General features: G+C 43.4%; 22 protein-coding genes. 12 read left to right on the top strand and 10 right to left on the bottom strand.

What is annotated here, in order from left to right; all coding sequences use genetic code 11:
• The first annotated feature begins 218 nt into the window (after window positions 1-218).
• The 7 genes from B9N86_RS26970 to B9N86_RS26940 all read left to right on the top strand — a co-directional run bounded on the left by B9N86_RS26970 (window position 219) and on the right by B9N86_RS26940 (window position 6,923).
• Complete coding sequence (locus tag B9N86_RS26970) at window positions 219-770, top strand: DinB family protein (protein ID WP_208916130.1); 552 nt, start codon at window positions 219-221, stop codon at window positions 768-770.
• A 92-nt stretch (window positions 771-862) separates the two neighbouring features.
• Window positions 863-1,654 (top strand): SDR family oxidoreductase UcpA, encoded by a 792-nt coding sequence (gene ucpA / locus B9N86_RS26965; RefSeq protein ID WP_208916129.1) that lies wholly within the window; start codon window positions 863-865, stop codon window positions 1,652-1,654.
• Window positions 1,655-2,015: 361 nt separating this feature from the next.
• Window positions 2,016-2,420 carry a DoxX family protein gene (locus B9N86_RS26960; RefSeq protein WP_208916128.1) on the top strand — a complete coding sequence of 135 codons (405 nt, stop codon included), beginning with the start codon at window positions 2,016-2,018 and terminating at the stop codon, window positions 2,418-2,420.
• Between the two features lie 174 nt (window positions 2,421-2,594).
• Window positions 2,595-3,419 (top strand): class I SAM-dependent methyltransferase, encoded by an 825-nt coding sequence (locus B9N86_RS26955; RefSeq protein ID WP_208916127.1) that lies wholly within the window; start codon window positions 2,595-2,597, stop codon window positions 3,417-3,419.
• A gap of 263 nt (window positions 3,420-3,682) precedes the next feature.
• Window positions 3,683-4,420 (top strand): hypothetical protein, encoded by a 738-nt coding sequence (locus B9N86_RS26950; protein ID WP_208916126.1) that lies wholly within the window; start codon window positions 3,683-3,685, stop codon window positions 4,418-4,420.
• Between the two features lie 185 nt (window positions 4,421-4,605).
• Entirely contained in the window at window positions 4,606-5,019 is a 414-nt protein-coding gene (locus B9N86_RS26945; RefSeq protein ID WP_208916125.1) for a BlaI/MecI/CopY family transcriptional regulator, read from the top strand.
• Window positions 5,016-6,923, top strand: a complete 1,908-nt coding sequence (locus B9N86_RS26940) for a M56 family metallopeptidase (RefSeq protein WP_208916124.1) — start codon at window positions 5,016-5,018, stop codon at window positions 6,921-6,923. The genes B9N86_RS26945 and B9N86_RS26940 overlap by 4 nt, the downstream gene beginning before the upstream one ends.
• A gap of 73 nt (window positions 6,924-6,996) precedes the next feature.
• Here B9N86_RS26940 and B9N86_RS26935 read toward each other — a convergent pair whose 3' ends face one another.
• The gene (locus B9N86_RS26935; protein ID WP_208916123.1) at window positions 6,997-8,085 is read right to left on the bottom strand and encodes a DUF4179 domain-containing protein; all 1,089 of its coding nucleotides are present in this window, start codon (window positions 8,083-8,085) and stop codon (window positions 6,997-6,999) included.
• Window positions 8,082-8,615, bottom strand: coding sequence for a sigma-70 family RNA polymerase sigma factor (locus B9N86_RS26930; protein ID WP_208916122.1), 534 nt, complete (start codon window positions 8,613-8,615; stop codon window positions 8,082-8,084). The genes B9N86_RS26935 and B9N86_RS26930 overlap by 4 nt, the downstream gene beginning before the upstream one ends.
• A 313-nt stretch (window positions 8,616-8,928) precedes the next feature.
• Between B9N86_RS26930 and B9N86_RS26925 the strand changes: the two genes are divergently transcribed.
• From B9N86_RS26925 to B9N86_RS26910, 5 genes are all read left to right on the top strand, one after another.
• Window positions 8,929-9,198 carry a CD3324 family protein gene (locus B9N86_RS26925; protein ID WP_208916121.1) on the top strand — a complete coding sequence of 90 codons (270 nt, stop codon included), beginning with the start codon at window positions 8,929-8,931 and terminating at the stop codon, window positions 9,196-9,198.
• A 136-nt stretch (window positions 9,199-9,334) separates the two neighbouring features.
• Window positions 9,335-9,583, top strand: a complete 249-nt coding sequence (locus B9N86_RS30510; protein ID WP_244562861.1) for a hypothetical protein — start codon at window positions 9,335-9,337, stop codon at window positions 9,581-9,583.
• Window positions 9,580-10,377 (top strand): phosphotransferase enzyme family protein, encoded by a 798-nt coding sequence (locus tag B9N86_RS26920; protein WP_342193422.1) that lies wholly within the window; start codon window positions 9,580-9,582, stop codon window positions 10,375-10,377. Before B9N86_RS30510 ends, B9N86_RS26920 begins: the two co-directional genes overlap by 4 nt.
• A 29-nt stretch (window positions 10,378-10,406) precedes the next feature.
• Window positions 10,407-10,745, top strand: coding sequence for a hypothetical protein (locus B9N86_RS26915; protein ID WP_208916120.1), 339 nt, complete (start codon window positions 10,407-10,409; stop codon window positions 10,743-10,745).
• Between the two features lie 35 nt (window positions 10,746-10,780).
• Window positions 10,781-11,203 (top strand): DUF1801 domain-containing protein, encoded by a 423-nt coding sequence (locus tag B9N86_RS26910; protein ID WP_208916119.1) that lies wholly within the window; start codon window positions 10,781-10,783, stop codon window positions 11,201-11,203.
• Window positions 11,204-11,246: 43 nt separating this feature from the next.
• Here B9N86_RS26910 and B9N86_RS26905 read toward each other — a convergent pair whose 3' ends face one another.
• The 8 genes from B9N86_RS26905 to B9N86_RS26870 form a co-directional block, all read right to left on the bottom strand.
• Window positions 11,247-11,681, bottom strand: a complete 435-nt coding sequence (locus tag B9N86_RS26905) for a DUF6376 family protein (RefSeq protein WP_208916118.1) — start codon at window positions 11,679-11,681, stop codon at window positions 11,247-11,249.
• A gap of 143 nt (window positions 11,682-11,824) precedes the next feature.
• The gene (locus B9N86_RS26900; protein ID WP_208916117.1) at window positions 11,825-12,322 is read right to left on the bottom strand and encodes a hypothetical protein; all 498 of its coding nucleotides are present in this window, start codon (window positions 12,320-12,322) and stop codon (window positions 11,825-11,827) included.
• 47 nt (window positions 12,323-12,369) lie between these two features.
• Entirely contained in the window at window positions 12,370-13,410 is a 1,041-nt protein-coding gene (locus tag B9N86_RS26895) for a serine hydrolase domain-containing protein (protein ID WP_208916116.1), read from the bottom strand.
• Window positions 13,411-13,484: 74 nt separating this feature from the next.
• Window positions 13,485-14,600, bottom strand: coding sequence for a GGDEF domain-containing protein (locus tag B9N86_RS26890; RefSeq protein ID WP_208916115.1), 1,116 nt, complete (start codon window positions 14,598-14,600; stop codon window positions 13,485-13,487).
• A 125-nt stretch (window positions 14,601-14,725) separates the two neighbouring features.
• Window positions 14,726-15,376, bottom strand: a complete 651-nt coding sequence (locus B9N86_RS26885; protein ID WP_208916114.1) for an amino acid ABC transporter permease — start codon at window positions 15,374-15,376, stop codon at window positions 14,726-14,728.
• Between the two features lie 79 nt (window positions 15,377-15,455).
• Entirely contained in the window at window positions 15,456-16,118 is a 663-nt protein-coding gene (locus B9N86_RS26880; protein WP_244562860.1) for an amino acid ABC transporter permease, read from the bottom strand.
• Window positions 16,119-16,224: 106 nt separating this feature from the next.
• Complete coding sequence (locus B9N86_RS26875; protein WP_208916113.1) at window positions 16,225-17,031, bottom strand: ABC transporter substrate-binding protein; 807 nt, start codon at window positions 17,029-17,031, stop codon at window positions 16,225-16,227.
• A gap of 31 nt (window positions 17,032-17,062) precedes the next feature.
• A complete protein-coding gene (locus B9N86_RS26870; RefSeq protein WP_210190620.1) occupies window positions 17,063-17,791 on the bottom strand; it encodes an amino acid ABC transporter ATP-binding protein in 729 nt (242 codons plus the stop codon).
• Window positions 17,792-18,069: the final 278 nt, after the last annotated feature.

Below are 18,069 nucleotides of genomic sequence, written 5' to 3'. Positions count from 1 at the left end.
ACATAAGGGATGACAGCAATCTGTGCGCCTTTGTTGTTTTTAATTCCCGAATGAACTTGGACACTCCAAGGTGTAATTCTGTATACTTGGAATAACGAGTTTAGGTTACAAATTATTCCTCAATTTAAGGAGGAATATAATTCATGAGAACAGGATTCCGCATGACAAGAAGATGATTTTGTTATTCGCGATATTATAATTACGGGGGACTCTAGTAAATGAAATCTGAAAGTATAGCAAAACATTTTCAAACATTAACTGAGCAAAGATGTCATTTTATGCCCAAGATACAATCACTGTCACAAGAAAAACTATGGGATCGAAAAGAAGATGGAAAATGGTCAGTTGGAGAGCATGTATATCACTTATATTTAATTTTAAGAATGCTTAAGTTCGCAACCAAATTCTCTTTCGTACTCATTCCATATGCCAAAATGAAAAGAAATAAGCAGTTTGCAACTGAAATACATGACATATACACAGAATTTAAAGAAAAAAAGGGAAGAGGGATGTACGCCCCTTGGATTTTGATACCACCAAAAAAGATACGATATTCTATGAATGGGAGAGAATTAAAGCAATTGCTGTTAAACGAGACAAATGAAATGGAAGCTTTAGTTAAAAATATTGAAGAAGATATCGCGGGACACCTTGTGTTTTTGGATCCGATAGCTAAGTATCCTAATCTAATTCAGGCAGTTCAGCTTCTGGCTATACATGAGAAACATCATTTTATCATTATTGAAAACAACTATCTCAAACTGTTTTGATCCAAAATTTTCTTTGTCTATATAGTTATGCTACGCTATAGATAGACAAGCTTTTATAAAAATTTTGTCTCATTAAAACTGGAGGATTTGCGATGAAAAAACTGGATGGAAAAACTGCTATTGTTACCGGTTCCGCAATGGGCATCGGAGAAGGGATTGCGAGAGTATTAGCTAAGCATGGAGCTCATGTTATGCTGTTTGACCGCGATGACAAGGTGTTTGAATCGGCAAAAGCTATTGAGACGGAAGGTTTTCAAGCTGCAGGTTTTAAAGTAGATGTGACGAATTTCGATGAAGTAAAAAATACGGTAGCTGAAGTACATGCGAGATTCGGTAATATTGATGTGCTAGTCAACAATGCCGGGGTCATTCGACTGGGGAACTTCCCTGAGATGCCAAACGATACCCGTGACTTCCATATTCAAGTGAATATCAACGGTGTATGGAACGTTTCAAAAGCTGTAATTCCTTATATGATCGAGAAAAAGTACGGTAAAATCGTGAATATGTCGTCCGTTACCGGATATATGGTTGCCGATCCAGGCGAAGTAGCCTATGCAACTACGAAATCGGCGATTATCGGATTCACCCGTTCACTCGCAGCAGAGATGGCCGAGCATCAAATTAATGTGAATGCCATTTGCCCGGGTTACATATATACACCAATGGCGCAGCAGATTGGAAAAGAATCGAATCCCGACAATCCGGAATCGGTCATCGAAGGAATTGCGAACGCTGTTCCGCTGAAACGATTAGGAAAGCCGGAAGAAGTTGGCGAACTGGCTGCATTCCTTGCATCGGATGAGTCCAGTTATATTACCGGCACACAAGTTGTGATTGATGGTGGCAGTACATTGCCGGAAACGACATCTGTAGGGGTCTAACTAACATAGGCTGACTTAGGTAGTATTGAAATTGATAAGTTGTTTAATCGAAAAACATATTGGGTTTTGCAAACATCCGCTGGATTCAGCGGATGTTTTTGTTCTGTGTTCAAAAAATGATTTAGGCATATTAGGGTTGACAGAGGAGTATAAATAAAGTATCTTAATATCAAGGTTATTAACTTTATTAAAGTAAGCTAGTTGAAAGGGGTAAGTTTCGAAATGAATAAGTTGTAGCTTTGAATAGCTCGTTAATAGCTCATAATCGATCAGAAATCGAAGCTATTTTTGGACATATATCTTAACATCGAGATTTTTTTGGTGAACAAACTAAACTCAAAATTTAATGGAGGAATTAATAATGAATATGGAATTAGGATTGCTTATTCTTCGTCTGGTGCTCGGTTTGTCGTTCATCGCGCACGGTGCACAGAAATTGTTCGGTTGGTTCGGCGGTTACGGTCCAAAAGGAACCGGCGGCTGGATGGAGTCGATTGGCATTAAGCCTGGTGTCACAATGGCAGTGCTGGCTGGCCTGATGGAGTTTGTTGGCGGATTGCTGTTTGCATCCGGATTTCTGACAATCCTTGGTGCTGCGCTGATTATCCTTGCAATGCTTGGAGCCATCGTCAAAGTACACGGCAAGAACGGGTACTGGGCAACAGCAAATGGATATGAGTTTAACCTTCTTATTATAGCTGTTGCTCTGGCTGTTGCCTTGATGGGTGCAGGAGCATACTCGCTGGATGCCGTTATTTTTAACTGAGACTAACTAAAAATTTGATAAATGGAGTAGTACAAAGTATGGATAACGCTTTGTACTACTCTTTTTTTATGCTCTGAATTCAACTCTGGGTTGAATCCCAGCCAAAATCAATTGTGAAGTTATTGTGCACGCCTTATATCATTAATAAACTTGAGCTATAGGGAGTGATAACGAATGAAAGAAAAACTGGCTAAAAACATTAACATTTATCGTAAAGAAAAAGGATTAACACAGGAGGGGCTTGCACAGATTCTCGGGATCACCTATCAGGCGGTGTCCAAGTGGGAAACGGCTCAAACGATGCCCGACATATCCATTTTGCCGGCATTATCTCAGGTGTTGGGGGTGAGCGTCGACAAGCTTTTAGGATATGTTTCGAGTGATAAACCAATCACTATTTATGAGCAAGAATATAAGACACCTGAATACTATTGGGGACTTGAGCCGTCACGAACATGCTACCAGGTGCTTGAACTGATGCCGCCAACAAGACATCTGAAACTGCTGGACATTGGCTGCGGTGAGGGGAAGGATGCCGTGTTTTTTGCCAGGAATGGATATGATGTAACTGCATTTGACGTCTCTGATGCCGGTATTGAGAAGGCGAAGCGACTTGCAGATAAGATCGGTGTACCTATTCATGTTTTTAAAGCTGATATTTTGGATCACCGATTAGATTGCAGCTTCGACATTATCTATTCTAGCGGTGTTTTGCACTACATCAAGCCAGATTACAGGGATGAGATTTTCAGCAATTACAAGCAATTTACGAATCCGAACGGTATCCATGTATTTAATGTTTTTGTGAATAAACCGTTTATAGCTCCACCACCTGAAAATGAACCGAATGCGTATAAGTGGATTTCCGGAGAATTGCTTACGCATTATCATGACTGGTTGATCCAAGACAGCTCCGAAGTAATATTCGACTGCAATTCATCCGGTATTCCGCACCAGCATGCGATGACAAAAATGATTGCCCGCAAAAAGCCTAGCTGAAAGCTAGGCTTTTGAGCGACCTCAAACACCATATTCGGATGTCGATGCCTTGTACTACCGCTAACGGAAACCTTATCGTCCGTATACCCCTTTTTGAACATCTGCATAAATTCATCATGCGGGTCATTTTTGCATGTAACAAAAGCGAAAATTTTTTTCTTCACAAACCATGTTGACATTATCGAACTACAATTGTAGTATTAACTAGTAACTACAGCTGTAGTTTTATCAAATTATAACTCATAGGAGAGGAGTATTACAGAATGAAAGCAGCAACAAAAGTAGCAATCGCAACACTAAGCAGCATTTTATTACTGGGTTCTTCCGTAAACCTCGCGGCGGAGGCGGCATCCTCCCAGACGGCGGCCCCAAAAACCGCTGTGAAAAAAGCAGCCAAATCAACCAAAGCTATACCTGCAGAGGACAAAAAGTTTATCGAAAATGAGATGAATAGGGTTAAAGAGCAGGCTGAAAAATCGGATGATGTGTTTGTCTTGTATCATAAATACAAGGAATTGAATAACGGATTCGATATAAGCTTTTGGGGAGGGATCGAACATTACACCACATACGAGGATTATTTGAAGAAAGCTTCTACCTTGGAAGGCTCCATCTTGGCACAGCCTCCCAACCTGCCAAAGGGATATAAGTTTTCCAAAGCGAGAATTGAAGGTCCAACAAAAGGAAAGTTCATTGATGAAGTGAGAGCCGAAGGTAAAAAAAGTGGAAAACCCATCTACGTAAAAAAGATAGATTGGAAAGAGGCGGCAACCATCCGTCTTGAGTATACGAACGGGAAAGACACGCTGGCCATTTCTAAATATACATTGGATTCAGAGGGAAGCAAGAAGAAAGGTTTCTTTGAAGGTGATTTCCCGGCGCATATCTATCCAAAATATGTTTTTTGGCACACCGACAAATTCGAATACAGTATTTCAACCACCACAGATATGCCTAAGGAACAAAAAATTGAAATTCTGAAAGCAGCGGTAAAAAAATAATATTTTGAGCCAAATAGGGTTCTTTTGTAGATCATCGTTCCAACAGGCGGTGTGAAACATTTTTGCATGTAACAAAACGAGATATTTTTCTCTACCAAAACATGTTGACATTACCAAACTACAAATGTAGCATATATTGTAACTACATATGTAGTCTAAGTGAATTGACTTTGGAGGTTTCATGCATGAATCAAATACCATCGATTACGGATGCAGAACTGGAAATCATGCGCGTCTTATGGACAAATCCGGATTGCCCATCTAGTGAGGTCGTAAAGCAAATGACGGATCAAATGGGTTGGAGCCCGAATACGACCCGGACGCTCCTCAGCCGATTGGTGCAGAAGGAAGCGGCGGGGGCGAAGCTGGAAACGAACTCGAAGCGTACCCAACTGTTTTATCCTCTCATCAGCGAGCAGGAATACCTACGATCCGAAACCAAATCCTTTATGAAAAAGCTGTATGGCGGGGCATTAAAGCCGATGCTGGCCAATTTCTTAGAGGATAAAAAGCTGAATGCGCAGGAAATCGAAGATCTGAAGGCTCTATTTGACGAAAACGGCAGCTACGGTGAACCGGAAAAGAGAGATACGAGATGAGTCCTTCATTGCATGCAAGTTTATTATCTTTTTTTGAATGGATAATCCGTGGATCATTCATGGCCGGTATCCTGATTGTCCTTGTCCTCATCCTGCAATTTTTAATGAAAAACAAGCTCGAAGCCAGATGGAAGTATTTGCTTTGGGTTCCTGTAGTAATCCGCTTGCTGCTTCCTTGGGCACCGGAATCTTCGCTTAGCCTGTATAATGTTTTTTCTCTTGAGGGCATAGTACCCAGTATTCATCAGCAAACTCAAGGTTCGTCGTTCTGGCATAATTTGTGGAAAGGATCAGGGGCCGAGAGCGCAGCTCATGTAGAGCAATCTTTCATAGTAGAGAGAAACAGCCTTATAAGGGAAACGGGGGAAGCGCCAATTCCGCCTCGTGAATCAGGAAACACGCAGAAAACGTACTTCTGGTGGAGCGGGTTCAAGCAAATAGGCTTCACCAGTATACTGATGTCGGTTTGGCTTGCGGGTGTGCTGCTTCTTGCAGCGAAAACGGTATACGACCACCTTCGATTGAAACAAGCCCTGCGCGCAGGCCGCTCTATTGAAACGCCTCTTTTATCGGCATTGTTTCATGAGACGAAGCAGCTATTGGGCGTGAAGCGTAAAGTGCGGTTTGTGGCGTCGGAGAGCATTCCCGGACCTGCCGTGGTCGGTTTTTATAAACCTGCGGTTGTTATTTCCCCTAATTTGCTTGTCACGTTGAAAAAGGAACAAATTCAATATATTTTGGCACATGAGTTCGCCCATATACGGCGCTGGGATGTGGCGGTGAATTGGATCATGCACATTATTCTGATCCTTCATTGGTTTAATCCATTATTATGGCTTGCCGTACATAAAGCAAGGCAGGATCAAGAGATGGCCTGCGATGCATGCATGCTGGATCGGATGAGCTCGGAGCAAAACAATGCATACGGGCAAACGATCATCCATGTGCTGGAATATTTTTCAGGAAACCATCATCAGCCGGGGCTTGCCGGCCTGTCCGCCACGCATAAACAAATGAAAAGGAGACTTACAATGATCAAACACTTTAACAAAAAATCTTATCGCCTGTCCATTTTGGGGATGACGATGATTCTGGCGCTTGGCAGCGTGACGCTGGTTAATGCTAAGGAAAGCGATGCAAAGAGCGATCCACAAGCGGCTTCCGTTCAATTGGAACAGGATTCAAAATCCGCTGTGAATAATCAGCTGAATTATAGCCTTCCTAAGGAAATCATGGCTTCTTCGGAGAATCTTGAGAGCTACAAGAAAGAACACGAAAAAGCTGTTAAAAAAGCAGCGGAAGCAGCCAAAGCTATACCTGCAGAGGAAAAAAAGCTTATCGAAAGTGAGATCAATCGAGTTAAGGAGCTAACCCAAGAGTCGGGTGATATGTATGTCTTGTATCATAAATATAAAGACTTGAACAGCGGACTTGATCTAAGCTATTGGGGAGGGATAGATCATTACACCTCATACGAGGACTACTTGAAAAAAGCTTCTACTTTGGAGGGCTCCATCTTGGAGCACCCTTCAAATCTCCCAGAGGGATATAAATTCTCCAAAGCGAGAATTGAAGGTCCAACAGAAGGAAAGTTCATTGATGAAGTAAGAGCCGAAGGTAAAAAGAGCGGAAAACCGATCTACGTGAAAAAGATAGATTGGAAAGAGGCGGCAACCATCCGTCTTGAGTATACGAACGGAAAAGACATATTAGCCATTTCTAAATATACATTGGATTCAGAGGGAAGCAAGAAGAAAGGTTTCTTTGAAGATGACTTCCCGGCGCATATCTATCCAAAATATGTTTTTTGGCACACCGACAAATTCGAATACAGTATTTCAACCACCACAGATATGCCTAAGGAACAAAAAATTGAAATTCTGAAAGCAGCGGTAAAGGAATAATATTTTTGAATAACCGAATCGATTAAACGCAAAGCAGCCTGTCATATTCAAAGTGACAGGCTGCTTGTTTTATTTATTTTGGAACAGACAACTGGAATTCAAGTTCTGGTATATATTCTTTCTGCTCACCCTTTTGAACGTACGGTTTAATGGTGATCGATTGCGGTAGAGCCCGGAATGGCTCAAACATGAAGGTGTATTCATAAATACCATCGGATCCGTATCCATTTCCACCGATGGATCCGGCAAGTTCGCCTTTATCATTCATTACATCATAATTAATATCAATGGAACCCATTATTTTATATTGACTAGGAATCGCTTCTTCAATTTCTTTGATGTCCTGTCCTGGTTTACCTGTAATCGTTAGTTCCAACCGCATCGTAGCCGGGGTTATCTCGAGCTTCTTGATCGTCATATTAATATTGTCATGTGATTTTAGTTCTTCCGGCTTCAGAATCACATTATTCGTTGTATTCTTTTTAACCGGAATGATGAGTTTGAACTGCTGCTCGGTTTTTATATCCCAGATCACGACATTCCATTTGAATTCATCAGGCAAGCTGTCTGGAGACAAGGTTATGATGGTAGAATTCTTTGCATCCTCGCCTGTGTAAGACATTGTATAGCCAACATTTAATTCTTTGTCATCTACAAAGAATCGTATATAACTCGCTTGATTTTTATCATCGATATGGTCCCACCAATCTCTAAACGTTTCATTCTTACCATCACTAGTTTCTCGCGTCAGGACCATGGAAATGCGGCTTCCGTCGTACAGCAGCTCTGAAATGCTTAGTGTAGTTCCTTCATGAGTTACACTCTGATTTGCATGCGTTGTTAGTCCCTGCTTGCTTGCTTTTTTAAGGCCTTCATCCCCTGCCTTTATGAAAAGACTACCAACAACCGGTATATTTTTAAGCGTTTCGGCCATCACAGGGGAGATGAAACCCGATCCGATAATAAGCAATGTTGATGCGGCAGTTGCGGCCAGGATGCCAGCGAAACGCCGTTTTTTTCGTACGGATTGTTTTTTCTGATTAAGGTGCGAACCTTCTTCCAAGCTTTGATAAGTACTGTCGAGACGTGACCGGATCATTTTAGGCAATTCCTGCACTTCTTGTTTTAACTGCTCAAGCTCGTGAGTAAGGTCATTGTTCATACGTTAATCTTCCTTTCCCTGTGATTAGCCAGCCACTGTGACAACGTTGTCCGGGCTCTATGGAGACGTGTTTTAACAGTGCTTTCATTCAAATCGAGCATTTCTGCAATCTGACGTAAAGGTAAATCACGAAAATAGTGTAAAATAACGATTGTTCGAGACACTTCTTCCAATCTGTACACGGCTTCGCGTAGGTCTATGTTCAAATCTGTGTTCGGTGTAGAGCTTTGTGCGTCCTCATGGCCGAACAGGGATACCACATTACTGCGTTTGCGGAGAATCGTATTGCATTCGTTAATGAGGATGCGGAACAGCCATGTTTTGAAAAAAGACGGATTTCTTAAATTAGCAATCGATTTGTAGGCTTTCAATATGGCTTCTTGCATTGCATCGGCACAATCCTCATCCTGTCTGACAATCGCCTTCGCTATGTTGTACATCTGTAACTCTAGTGGCTTTGTGAGATGGATAAACGCCTCATGACTTCCTTTCTGAGCGCGCTCAACCTCTAATTCCTGCTCAAATTCCAAAAGTAAAAACCTCCCTTCAAAGGGTTAATGATCGATATATTTAATGATTAAATTCATTAATTAGATGGCCGGATCTTCCAGAAGGTTACAAACCCTGTCTGTATTATATAATTGAGAGATAATTCCACAAAAGGAGGATCGTTATGGGAAGGTTTAAGGTTTGCTCCATGCAGGTTTGCAATATAAACAACGGCGGTTGTTTGTATGGAGCTGATTAAAAATGACCGCTGAATTCACATAGGGTGATTTTGATTTATTTTGCAAACTTTGCTGCCTTGAAAATCAACTATTTTCTTAAGGAGCAGAGTCTAGAATGAAGTATATCAATGCAGATGAAATATTTCCGGCAGAGTTGCTGAAGGAAATTCAGAAATATGTCCATGGCGGCGGTATCGTATACGTCCCTAAGCCGAAAGGATTACGCAAGAAGTGGGGCGAAAATACAGGAAGCAGAACATACCTGAACCATAGGAACGATAAGATCCGCCAGCAATATTCTTACGGTGTTACGATGAATCAATTGTCGGATCAATTTTGCCTGTCCATCGACAGCATTAAGAAAATCATTTATTCCAAAAAATAAGTGTTCAGAGGTCACGTTGGAATTATTCTGACGTGGCTTTTTTGTGTAAAACATTTTTTAAACCGTTTGCTATATATTTTTCGGAATACAATGACCTCACAATGGTAGCAGGTAAACTACCTAAGGAGGAGAACAGATGAAACCATTTTTTCAATATGATACGGATGATCACCGAAGAGATTTGTTAATTCGGGCGGGGAAAATCGCTTTAACGGCACTTCAGCAGTATGACGTGGCATGGGAAAAGATTCAATTTATTGGCCTATCGGACACGATTACGTATAAAATAGAGGCAAGTCCCACGCAAGTCTATTTGCTGCGGATTCATTCGGATCGGATGAGCAAGAGGAAATTCGTTCCGAGCTTGTATTTCTTCAAGAATTGAACAAGTTGGAGGATCTGAGTGTGCCTGTTGGAGTGGCCAGCCGTGATGGCTCTTATGTGTTGGAAGTGGACACCGATGAGGGATACCATCGTCCCTATGTCACGATAATGCACTGGGTTGAGGGAGAGCATCTGAAGGAGATAACGGATGATCACGCTTTTCAAATGGGGCTGTTGATGGGGAAGCTTCATCAAGCTACGATGGATTTCAATCCTCCGGCCGATTTTGTTCGGCCTGCATGGGATATTGACAGTTTCAGGACAAAGATGGCGAGGCTGGAACGGTATTATTCTTGTTTTTTATCAAGTGAAGGATGGGGTTTATATCAAGTGGCGGCTGAGAAGATACGATCGGATCTCTCTGCCATGAGTTCAAACGATGATAACTACGGCCTCATTCACGGTGATTTGCACTCGGGGAATATCGTGTTCAGCGAAGAACTGCCTGCACCGATTGATTTTGGAATGTGTGGATATGGATATTTTTTGTACGATATAGCAGGTGCGTTATTAGAGCTTAATCCGAAGCTTCGAAGGAAGTATATCCAAGGCTATGAGAGTATAAGGAGACTTGAAAGAGGCTATGTCCGGCATCTGGAATGTTTCTTTGTCATGGTTATGATTGAGAACTACTGCCACCATTCCTCAGATCCGAGGGAGACGTCCAGTCTGATTCATGAACAACCTTACGCCCAGGCGTACATTAGACAATATTTGAATGACATTTCATTTTTGTTTGAAGGGATTGAACCCGTCATGCCGGGGATTCCATCTGTTATGGATAGGAATACGTAAGAAAATAGGGTATAGCTGAGGTGTTTGATGTGAATATATGTTTTTATGACAATCGTGAAATTACGCCAGATGAGAATGGAAACGTCTCGATAGATCGTGTATATTGCTTAGAATTTCATGACTTTAAAGATGTGACCTGGCAACATCTCGGAGAAGTATACCGTTCCTTGCCGCAATATATTGTAAAAGACAATGCGTGTCCAATGTGGTATGGAGAAGAAGAGGGCTCAGCCGTATACTTATATGCATCGGTTGAACCATCAGGACTTCAGATCGTCGGGGATTTGTCTGCTGAACAATGGGAAATGTGGGAGCGGATGTTTCATCGGCAGTTATCTAGATATGACTTCCCGTCATTTGAATGCTGAAATACTTACTACGAAATGAAGAGAAGAGGTTAATCATGTACGAGTTAAAGACGAAGCAAACAGACAACAGTGTTCTTGAGTTTATTGAAAATGTCGATAATCCCAAAAAACGTGAGGACGCGTACAAATTGCTGGATATTTTTACGGACACAACAGGTTATGAGGCGAAGATGTGGGGACCGACCATTATTGGATTTGGTGCCTATCATTATAAATATGAATCCGGTCACGAAGGCGATGCGCCGTTGGTAGGTTTTTCACCCCGTAAGGCCAAAATCAGCTTATACTTCGCAACCGGTAATACAGAGCGTGAGGCTTTGTTGAAGGATTTCGGAAAGCATACAGCTGGAAAAGCGTGCGTGTACATTAACAAGGTTGCGGATATTGATACGGAAGTTTTAAAAGCGTTGATTAACCAGTCCGTAGATTTCCTGAAAAAAACGTATCCGAATCAATAGATAGAACATCCGTAGAAATGCTGGTCGCAGGAGGCGCTAAGGATTAGGGAGCTAAGCTGCGTATCTGGTCCATCGTCTCTTGAATTTTGTCCAGTGTTTGGGACATTTCCGTGTTTTTGAAATCGGTCACGCCATTTTGGATTTGTTCTTTGTAGTCGTCAATTTGTTGGCTTAGCGTTTCATTGTAGCCTGCAAGCTGCTCGTGAATGTCCTTGGCAAACGCAGGAGCTTCCAGCCCGTTAAATTCAGAGATGCGGGCCTTCATGTTGTCCAACTGCTCGGTTAGCTTTTCCATAGCATTGCTATTGCTCACGGCCTCTTGTGCCAGATCAGGGATGCTGCCTGCAAACTGAGACGCTTCGTTAATAAACGAGGTGGCTTGCTCTGTGTAGTCCAAAGAATTGTTCACTTCCTCTACCAAGGAACAACCGGATAACAGAATGAGCGCAAGTGTAATGCCGAGCCATCTTAATTTCATGCGAAAACCTCCTGGTCACAAAAATGATGTTTCTTAATCTTCTACTACGTAAGAAAGAAGGATTGGTTCGACCCAATCCCTAATGGTTACCCAGTTTAACCGTTTGTTGAAAATGACATAAGGCTTAAAGTGGCTTGCTATTGTCAGAACAATCGGCTGCGGATCACGCCAATTAAGCCCATGATACTCACGATGATGGTCCCTAAGGTGGTAGCTTCTAACGCAAGGTTTTCTAATTCAGGAGGAGATAAGACGGGAGTTCCCGGACCCAATGGTTTGACATCTAAATCTGAGGAAAGAGCCGTGTTGCCGCACAAGTTAGGACTCAGCTCTCCGTTTTGTTTACCTACAAATACAATATATTCCTCTCCTAGTTCAAATTTGATCCATATATTTGCCTTCAGCGTAACCGTTGCTTGTGAGGAATCACCTTTCCACCACGTGGACACCCGGAAGGTTGAAGAATTAGACGTTTCGGAGACGAGTGTGCCTTTAAATGTCAGTGCGGAATAAGCCATTTCTTCCGTCACAGGTTTCGGCGGAGCAGCACACTTCAAGGCTGAAGCTTCCGGCACACGAAAAGCAAACATCAGACTTAAAGCACATGCAGCAGCTAGTAACTTTATTCCCCTTTTCATCATTAACTCCCCTTTATGAATCCATTTTCTTTTCTGACGAAAAATGTAATTCAAGGGTTGCAGTAGGAACGATAATTCAGCAGTTCATCTTCTATTTCCCTCATCATATCGAAGGCGCCCATAGAGATATTGGCGCATACCGCAAGCTTGATGTCTGAAGCAGGATAGTAAGCCGAATGAAAGCACACTCCAGGATCATAGCCCATCACATGATACTTAAACACACTTTCGTCTTTCTTTCCAATCCATACGCCGTAACCGTAGAAATCACCGTCTTCGCTTTCGGCATGAGGTGTAAGTAATTTTGTAGTAAGTGTTTCTCCTAATAGCTTGCGGTTCATAAGCGCGTCCCAGAATCGGAGCATATCTTCCGCTGTAACAAAAGCCCCACCGTCAGAACCACCTTGTACCGGCAGCGAATACATATTTGTTTTCCACGTACCGTCTTCAAGATCAACGTAACCGGTTGCCGTATTTCCTGGAAGGGCATCGAGTGCGAAATAACCGGAATCCGTCATTCCTGCCTTATCAAAAATATGTGATTGTACATAGTCTGTAAACTTCAAACCACTGACGTTCTCGATGATTAATCCAAGCAGGATGAACCCTGCGTTGTTGTAGTGAAACCGTTCGCCCGGCGCAAACTTCATATGCCCATCTTGAAACAGCGGCAGGAAATCGTGCAATCGGCGCATATGGTACATAGGCCTCTCAATCCATAATTCCTCAAAGTCATCCATTACTTCTTCATCAAAATAATCAGGTACACCGGATGTGTGCGTCAGAAGGTGGTGTATCGTGATGTTCTCGTTGAAGTGAGGAAACTCTACGTCAAGGCATTCACTCAGCCTGGTAGCCAAAGAAAGTTTACCTTCTTCTACAAGCTGGCAAATGGCAGTGGCTGTGAAAATTTTGCATCCGGATGCAATACCGTAACGTGTACCTGTATGATTGTTCAATTGTTCTGCCCGATTGGCATGACCATAGCCGGCGTGGACAAGAGCGTCATTCTTATGTTTAACAAGGATCGTTCCGGAGAATGAATTGTTCTTTTGAACATTTTCGATACGTGACATTAAACGATTAGTCATGGATTTTACCTCCTCAGTATGTAATTAAAAACCCGCAAGGATGTCCTCCTACGACTTAAGGATCGACTTGCGGGTTATACAGCTGTATGCTGCAATTGTGTGATTGTCTGGTTTTTTCCGCTACGTTTGGCTGCATACAGCATGGAATCGGCTTCCGAGAAAATAGCGGCCTTGCCTGTGCCGTAGCGGTAAGACGCCAGGCCGATGCTAACAGTTACGTTCTTGCCGTTCATCTCATGATGGCTCAGGGTCTCAATCTGTGTCCGGATGCGTTCGATCGTATCGAACGCTTGCTGAGGGGTCTTGTCCGTAAAAATCACGGCGAATTCCTCCCCGCCAAATCTTGCTGTAATATCGTCTGGAGACAGAATCGCCTGCTTTATGACCCTGGACACGCGCCCAAGGATCACATCACCTACGGCATGTCCGAACGTATCGTTTACATGTTTGAAATTGTCGATGTCGATAATGGCCAATTGCAGTGGCAGCTCATATTTATCGCTTTGGACAATCAGATTGTCCAGATATTCATGAAACGTCTTATGATTATACATATCCGTCAGGGCGTCATACTTGGTCTGTCGGTCCATGATCACCGTCCGGATGAGCAAATCCTGTTCTGACTTCATGGATTTGCTTAAATGTCTGTTAATTTCTTTTCCACGATTCAGAAGCTCGTATAGAATAACAAAGGCCCCCAGCATAACAAATATATAAGAGATAAGCCCGTAAATATCATCTAGTTTAAGAAGCACTGGTTTAATTGTATAGAACGCAGTGGTAACTACAGCATTGGCAACCAGTGCAAAGACTAGTTTCCGCTGCTTATCGAAGAACAGAGATATGATCATGGGAAGCAAGAGTAAATATTTGATTCCATCCACCGTTTCGTTACAGATAATCAGGACGGTTGAGAGGGCGGTGCCGGTCAAAATAATGAGGTAGGGGCTCTCCCTTTTCAACCATCGGATAATAAATTCACTGCTTCCCATAATCACAAGCTGAATCACGAAGGGGATCATCATATTAAGGACGAGGATATCGCTCAGATCGAACACCTGATAGCGCGTCGTAATGAACAAGGCCACAAAATCCGCAAGCAGTGAAACAAGGACGATAGCCCAATAAAAATTCATGATTTTGCGGTTCCACACGCTCCGACGGTCATCCTTCCACTGGACCTCGCTCATTGTTGATCTCACCACCCTCACCGCTCGGTTAACGGAAATAAATTGTTAATTATTGTAAAATATGACCACTGATATATTCATTGTAATATAGGGTCTGAGAATAATCTATATAATTTACTAAGGCTCTAAGGTTGTCTGGCCTCTAAGCGTCTTGCGGCAATGGACAGCAAATAATTAACAGTGAAATACAACACGGAAGCCAGAAGGAGCGCGGGGATGACGTACCTATAGTTTGATCCGCTCAGAATCTGTATATTATGCATCAATTCCGGTAAGGAGATGATGACTGCAAGGGACGAATCCTTCAGCAGAGAGATAAATTGACTCACCAGTGGAGGAGACATACGGCGCAAGGCAAGAGGCATCACGACGTGCCGCAGTGTCTGAAAATAACTTAGACCAGAAGACCTGGCAGCTTCAATCTGTCCCTTATCGACAGACACCAGACCACTACGGACAATTTCTGCCACCATGGCCCCTTCAAAGATACTAAGACCGATCACTGCAGCCCAGAACACGGGAATCTTTATACCCGTTTGTGGCAGAACAATTCCGATGAAGAAGATGATTAACAGGAGCGGAAGGTTACGAATGATGTCTACAACAAACGCGGTGAGGCGAGAAATGACAGGTGCACGGGTATATCGTACAGTGCCAAGCAAGGTTCCGATCACGAAGCTGAACACAATAGACAAGCCGGCAACCTGCAGCGTAATCAGAAACCCATGCAGAAGATAACGCAGGTTGGGCCAGGAATATGCACCGATAAAATCCATTTGCTTGTTGCCTCCTTTTTAAATGTAGGCCGATGATTTGATAGTAGGTTTCTTGGGTTGCAGACGGTATTAACGAAACCTAGGAGCTTCTGGCAAATCGGCGTTCCAAATAATGAACAGCAAAGCTGAGAGGCACGGTAAGTACGAGATAGAATAGGGCGACAATGATATAAACCGTGATTGGGAGGAAGGTGTCGGAATTGATAAGATCGGCATAGTACATGAGATCGAGACCTGCAACTACACTCAATATGGATGAGTTTTTCACCAAATTGATGAGTTGGTTGCCAATGGCTGGGAGGACGATTTTGATCGCTTGAGGAAGTACGATATGGTGCATGTTTTGGAGGTAACTCAGCCCGGATGAACGGGCGGCTTCCGATTGTCCAGCAGGAACAGCTTGAATGCCTGCACGGATGGATTCAGCTATAAAAGAGGATGTATAGACGGTTAATCCCAGCGTGCCGGAGATGAAGCCGCCCAGTGGAATACCGAGAGAAGGAAGGCCAAGATAGAAAAAGAAGACCACGATGAGCAGCGGTATGTTGCGGATAAACTCCACATAGGTGGTTCCAACAATATTAAGCAACCGTATTGGTGAAATTCGCATGACGGCTATAATTGTACCAAGCACCAGGCTGCCGACGAGTGCCATTAAGCTGATCCAGATCGTATTTCCGAAGCCTTCAATGAACCGGTCCCAATGATTGAACAACACATTAATATCCCATAAACGACTCAAGGTCCAGGCAACCTCCTTTCCGTCTCTAACTCATAGGAAGGAACATCACGGGAACACCCGGCTCCCGCGATTATTTAATACAATATGGATGCGTGTGTGCTAAAAATTATTCAGGCTTTATACCCATCCATTGCTCGTATAACTTGTCATATTCACCGCTGTCCTTCATTTCCTTGAGCAGCTCATTGACGGTGTTTACGAACTCAGTATCTCCCTTCCGGATCGCAATGCCATACGGTTCATCGGTAAAGTTGCCTCCCACAAGCACATAATTGGAGTCCTGCTGCTGCATGCCAAGCAGGATGGAATTATCTGTGGTGAGCGCATCACCTTGGCCGGCCTTAAGCGCAGTAAAGGCATCCTGATAGTTCTCGAATTCCAGAACGGTAGCATCCGGGGCTTTCTCGCGGATGTTTTTCGCCGAGGTGGACCCTTTAACAGCGAGTACCTTGGAGTCCTTCGTCAAGCTCTCTAGTCCTTGAATCGGGCTTCCTTTCTTCACAAGCAGTGATTGCCCGGCTTCGAAATATACGTCGCTGAAGTCGACCTGCTTTTTTCGTTCCTCATTAATGGTCATCGTGGCGATTATAAGATCAATGTCACCATTTTGGAGCAGAGGGATTCGAGTTTTGGACGTCACTTCCTTGAGTTCTACTTTGGTTTCGTCACCGAGTACTTTTTTGGCTAATGCTTTGGCAATATCAATATCAAAACCTTCTACTTTTCCGGTCGCGGGATCCTGCAAACCGAACAGCTTGGTGTCATATTTGACGCCAGCGATCACTTTTCCCCGTTTCTTAATCGCGTCCAGTGTATCCGGTGCCTTATCTCCACATCCTGAAATAGCCAGTGCCACGAGCAGTGATAGAATGGCGGCCGCCCACCGAATACCTCGCCTTTTGTATATACTCATTCTTCATGTCCCCTTTCAAAAATCATGTGTGTTAGTGGTGAATCAACCGGCTGAGAAATGCCCGTGCCCGTTCTTCTTCCGGGTTGTCGAAGAAGGAGCCGGATGCGGTGTCTTCCACAATTCTGCCTTCATCCATAAAGATGACGCGGTCCGCTACCTCGCGTGCAAAGCCCATTTCATGCGTGACGATAACCATCGTCATTCCTTGATGCGCCAGAGAACGCATAACATCCAGCACCTCACCGATCATTTCAGGATCTAGGGCTGAGGTCGGCTCGTCAAACAGCATGATTTTAGGGTTCATCGCGAGTCCTCTCGCAATCGCTACTCGCTGCTGCTGGCCTCCGGACAACTGGGACGGATAGCTGTCCGCTTTGTCGGCAATGCCGACTCTTTTCAAGTACGACATGGCCGTCTCCGTCGCTTTTTCCTTTGTCATTCCGAGAACCTTCACCGGTGCCAAAACAATGTTGTCAATCACCTTCATGTGCGGATAAAGGTTGAAATGCTGAAAGACCATGCCGATTTCACGGCGGAAGCGGTTGATGTCGATCTTTTTGTCAAGAAGAGATATTCCGTTCACGACCAAGCTACCCTCGGTAATCTGCTCTAGCCGATTAATACATCGAAGCAGGGTACTCTTGCCGGAGCCCGAAGGACCAATAATAACAACAACTTCGCCATGCTGGATCGTCAGGTTAATGTCTTGCAGCACATGGAACCGGCCGAAGTATTTTTGAACACCGGTGAATTCAATCAATGGTAATCCCCCCTTAACGGCTAAGCTAAATATGGCTGTTCTAAAGGCGCAAGCATGATCAAATCGGGTGCCAGGCCCTTTTAACACTGGTATGGTTGACGTAGCTTGTTCCATAACCTTTTGCCGTGAAAAAATAAGTTGCATAAGGTCGTTTGGAGTAATTAAAGCGTTCTGTTTATGAGAACTAGTGTCAGATTAACCGGGCTGGTTCAGCGATTTTAACGAGATTAACAAAAGCGCCCTCCAAGTTCAGGAGGGCGCCTTTGTTATGAAATATC

Source organism: Paenibacillus uliginis N3/975, from assembly GCF_900177425.1.
Lineage (GTDB): Bacteria > Bacillota > Bacilli > Paenibacillales > Paenibacillaceae > Paenibacillus_AQ > Paenibacillus_AQ uliginis.
Note: the sequence above shows the minus strand (reverse complement) of the source record. Positions and strands in the feature narration are given on the sequence as shown.

Excerpts from the sequence above, each read along its gene's own strand:
- B9N86_RS26955 (WP_208916127.1), top strand. The coding sequence starts at position 2,595 with ATGAAAGAAAAACTGGCTAAAAACATTAACATTTATCGTAAAGAAAAA.
- ucpA (WP_208916129.1), top strand. The coding sequence starts at position 863 with ATGAAAAAACTGGATGGAAAAACTGCTATTGTTACCGGTTCCGCAATG.
- B9N86_RS26935 (WP_208916123.1), bottom strand. The coding sequence starts at position 8,085 with ATGAACAATGACCTTACTCACGAGCTTGAGCAGTTAAAACAAGAAGTG.
- B9N86_RS26885 (WP_208916114.1), bottom strand. The coding sequence starts at position 15,376 with ATGGATTTTATCGGTGCATATTCCTGGCCCAACCTGCGTTATCTTCTG.
- B9N86_RS26950 (WP_208916126.1), top strand. The coding sequence starts at position 3,683 with ATGAAAGCAGCAACAAAAGTAGCAATCGCAACACTAAGCAGCATTTTA.
- B9N86_RS30510 (WP_244562861.1), top strand. The coding sequence starts at position 9,335 with ATGAAACCATTTTTTCAATATGATACGGATGATCACCGAAGAGATTTG.
- B9N86_RS26910 (WP_208916119.1), top strand. The coding sequence starts at position 10,781 with ATGTACGAGTTAAAGACGAAGCAAACAGACAACAGTGTTCTTGAGTTT.
- B9N86_RS26925 (WP_208916121.1), top strand. The coding sequence starts at position 8,929 with ATGAAGTATATCAATGCAGATGAAATATTTCCGGCAGAGTTGCTGAAG.
- B9N86_RS26905 (WP_208916118.1), bottom strand. The coding sequence starts at position 11,681 with ATGAAATTAAGATGGCTCGGCATTACACTTGCGCTCATTCTGTTATCC.
- B9N86_RS26900 (WP_208916117.1), bottom strand. The coding sequence starts at position 12,322 with ATGATGAAAAGGGGAATAAAGTTACTAGCTGCTGCATGTGCTTTAAGT.
- B9N86_RS26945 (WP_208916125.1), top strand. The coding sequence starts at position 4,606 with ATGAATCAAATACCATCGATTACGGATGCAGAACTGGAAATCATGCGC.
- B9N86_RS26970 (WP_208916130.1), top strand. The coding sequence starts at position 219 with ATGAAATCTGAAAGTATAGCAAAACATTTTCAAACATTAACTGAGCAA.
- B9N86_RS26890 (WP_208916115.1), bottom strand. The coding sequence starts at position 14,600 with ATGAGCGAGGTCCAGTGGAAGGATGACCGTCGGAGCGTGTGGAACCGC.
- B9N86_RS26895 (WP_208916116.1), bottom strand. The coding sequence starts at position 13,410 with ATGACTAATCGTTTAATGTCACGTATCGAAAATGTTCAAAAGAACAAT.
- B9N86_RS26960 (WP_208916128.1), top strand. The coding sequence starts at position 2,016 with ATGAATATGGAATTAGGATTGCTTATTCTTCGTCTGGTGCTCGGTTTG.
- B9N86_RS26875 (WP_208916113.1), bottom strand. The coding sequence starts at position 17,031 with ATGAGTATATACAAAAGGCGAGGTATTCGGTGGGCGGCCGCCATTCTA.
- B9N86_RS26940 (WP_208916124.1), top strand. The coding sequence starts at position 5,016 with ATGAGTCCTTCATTGCATGCAAGTTTATTATCTTTTTTTGAATGGATA.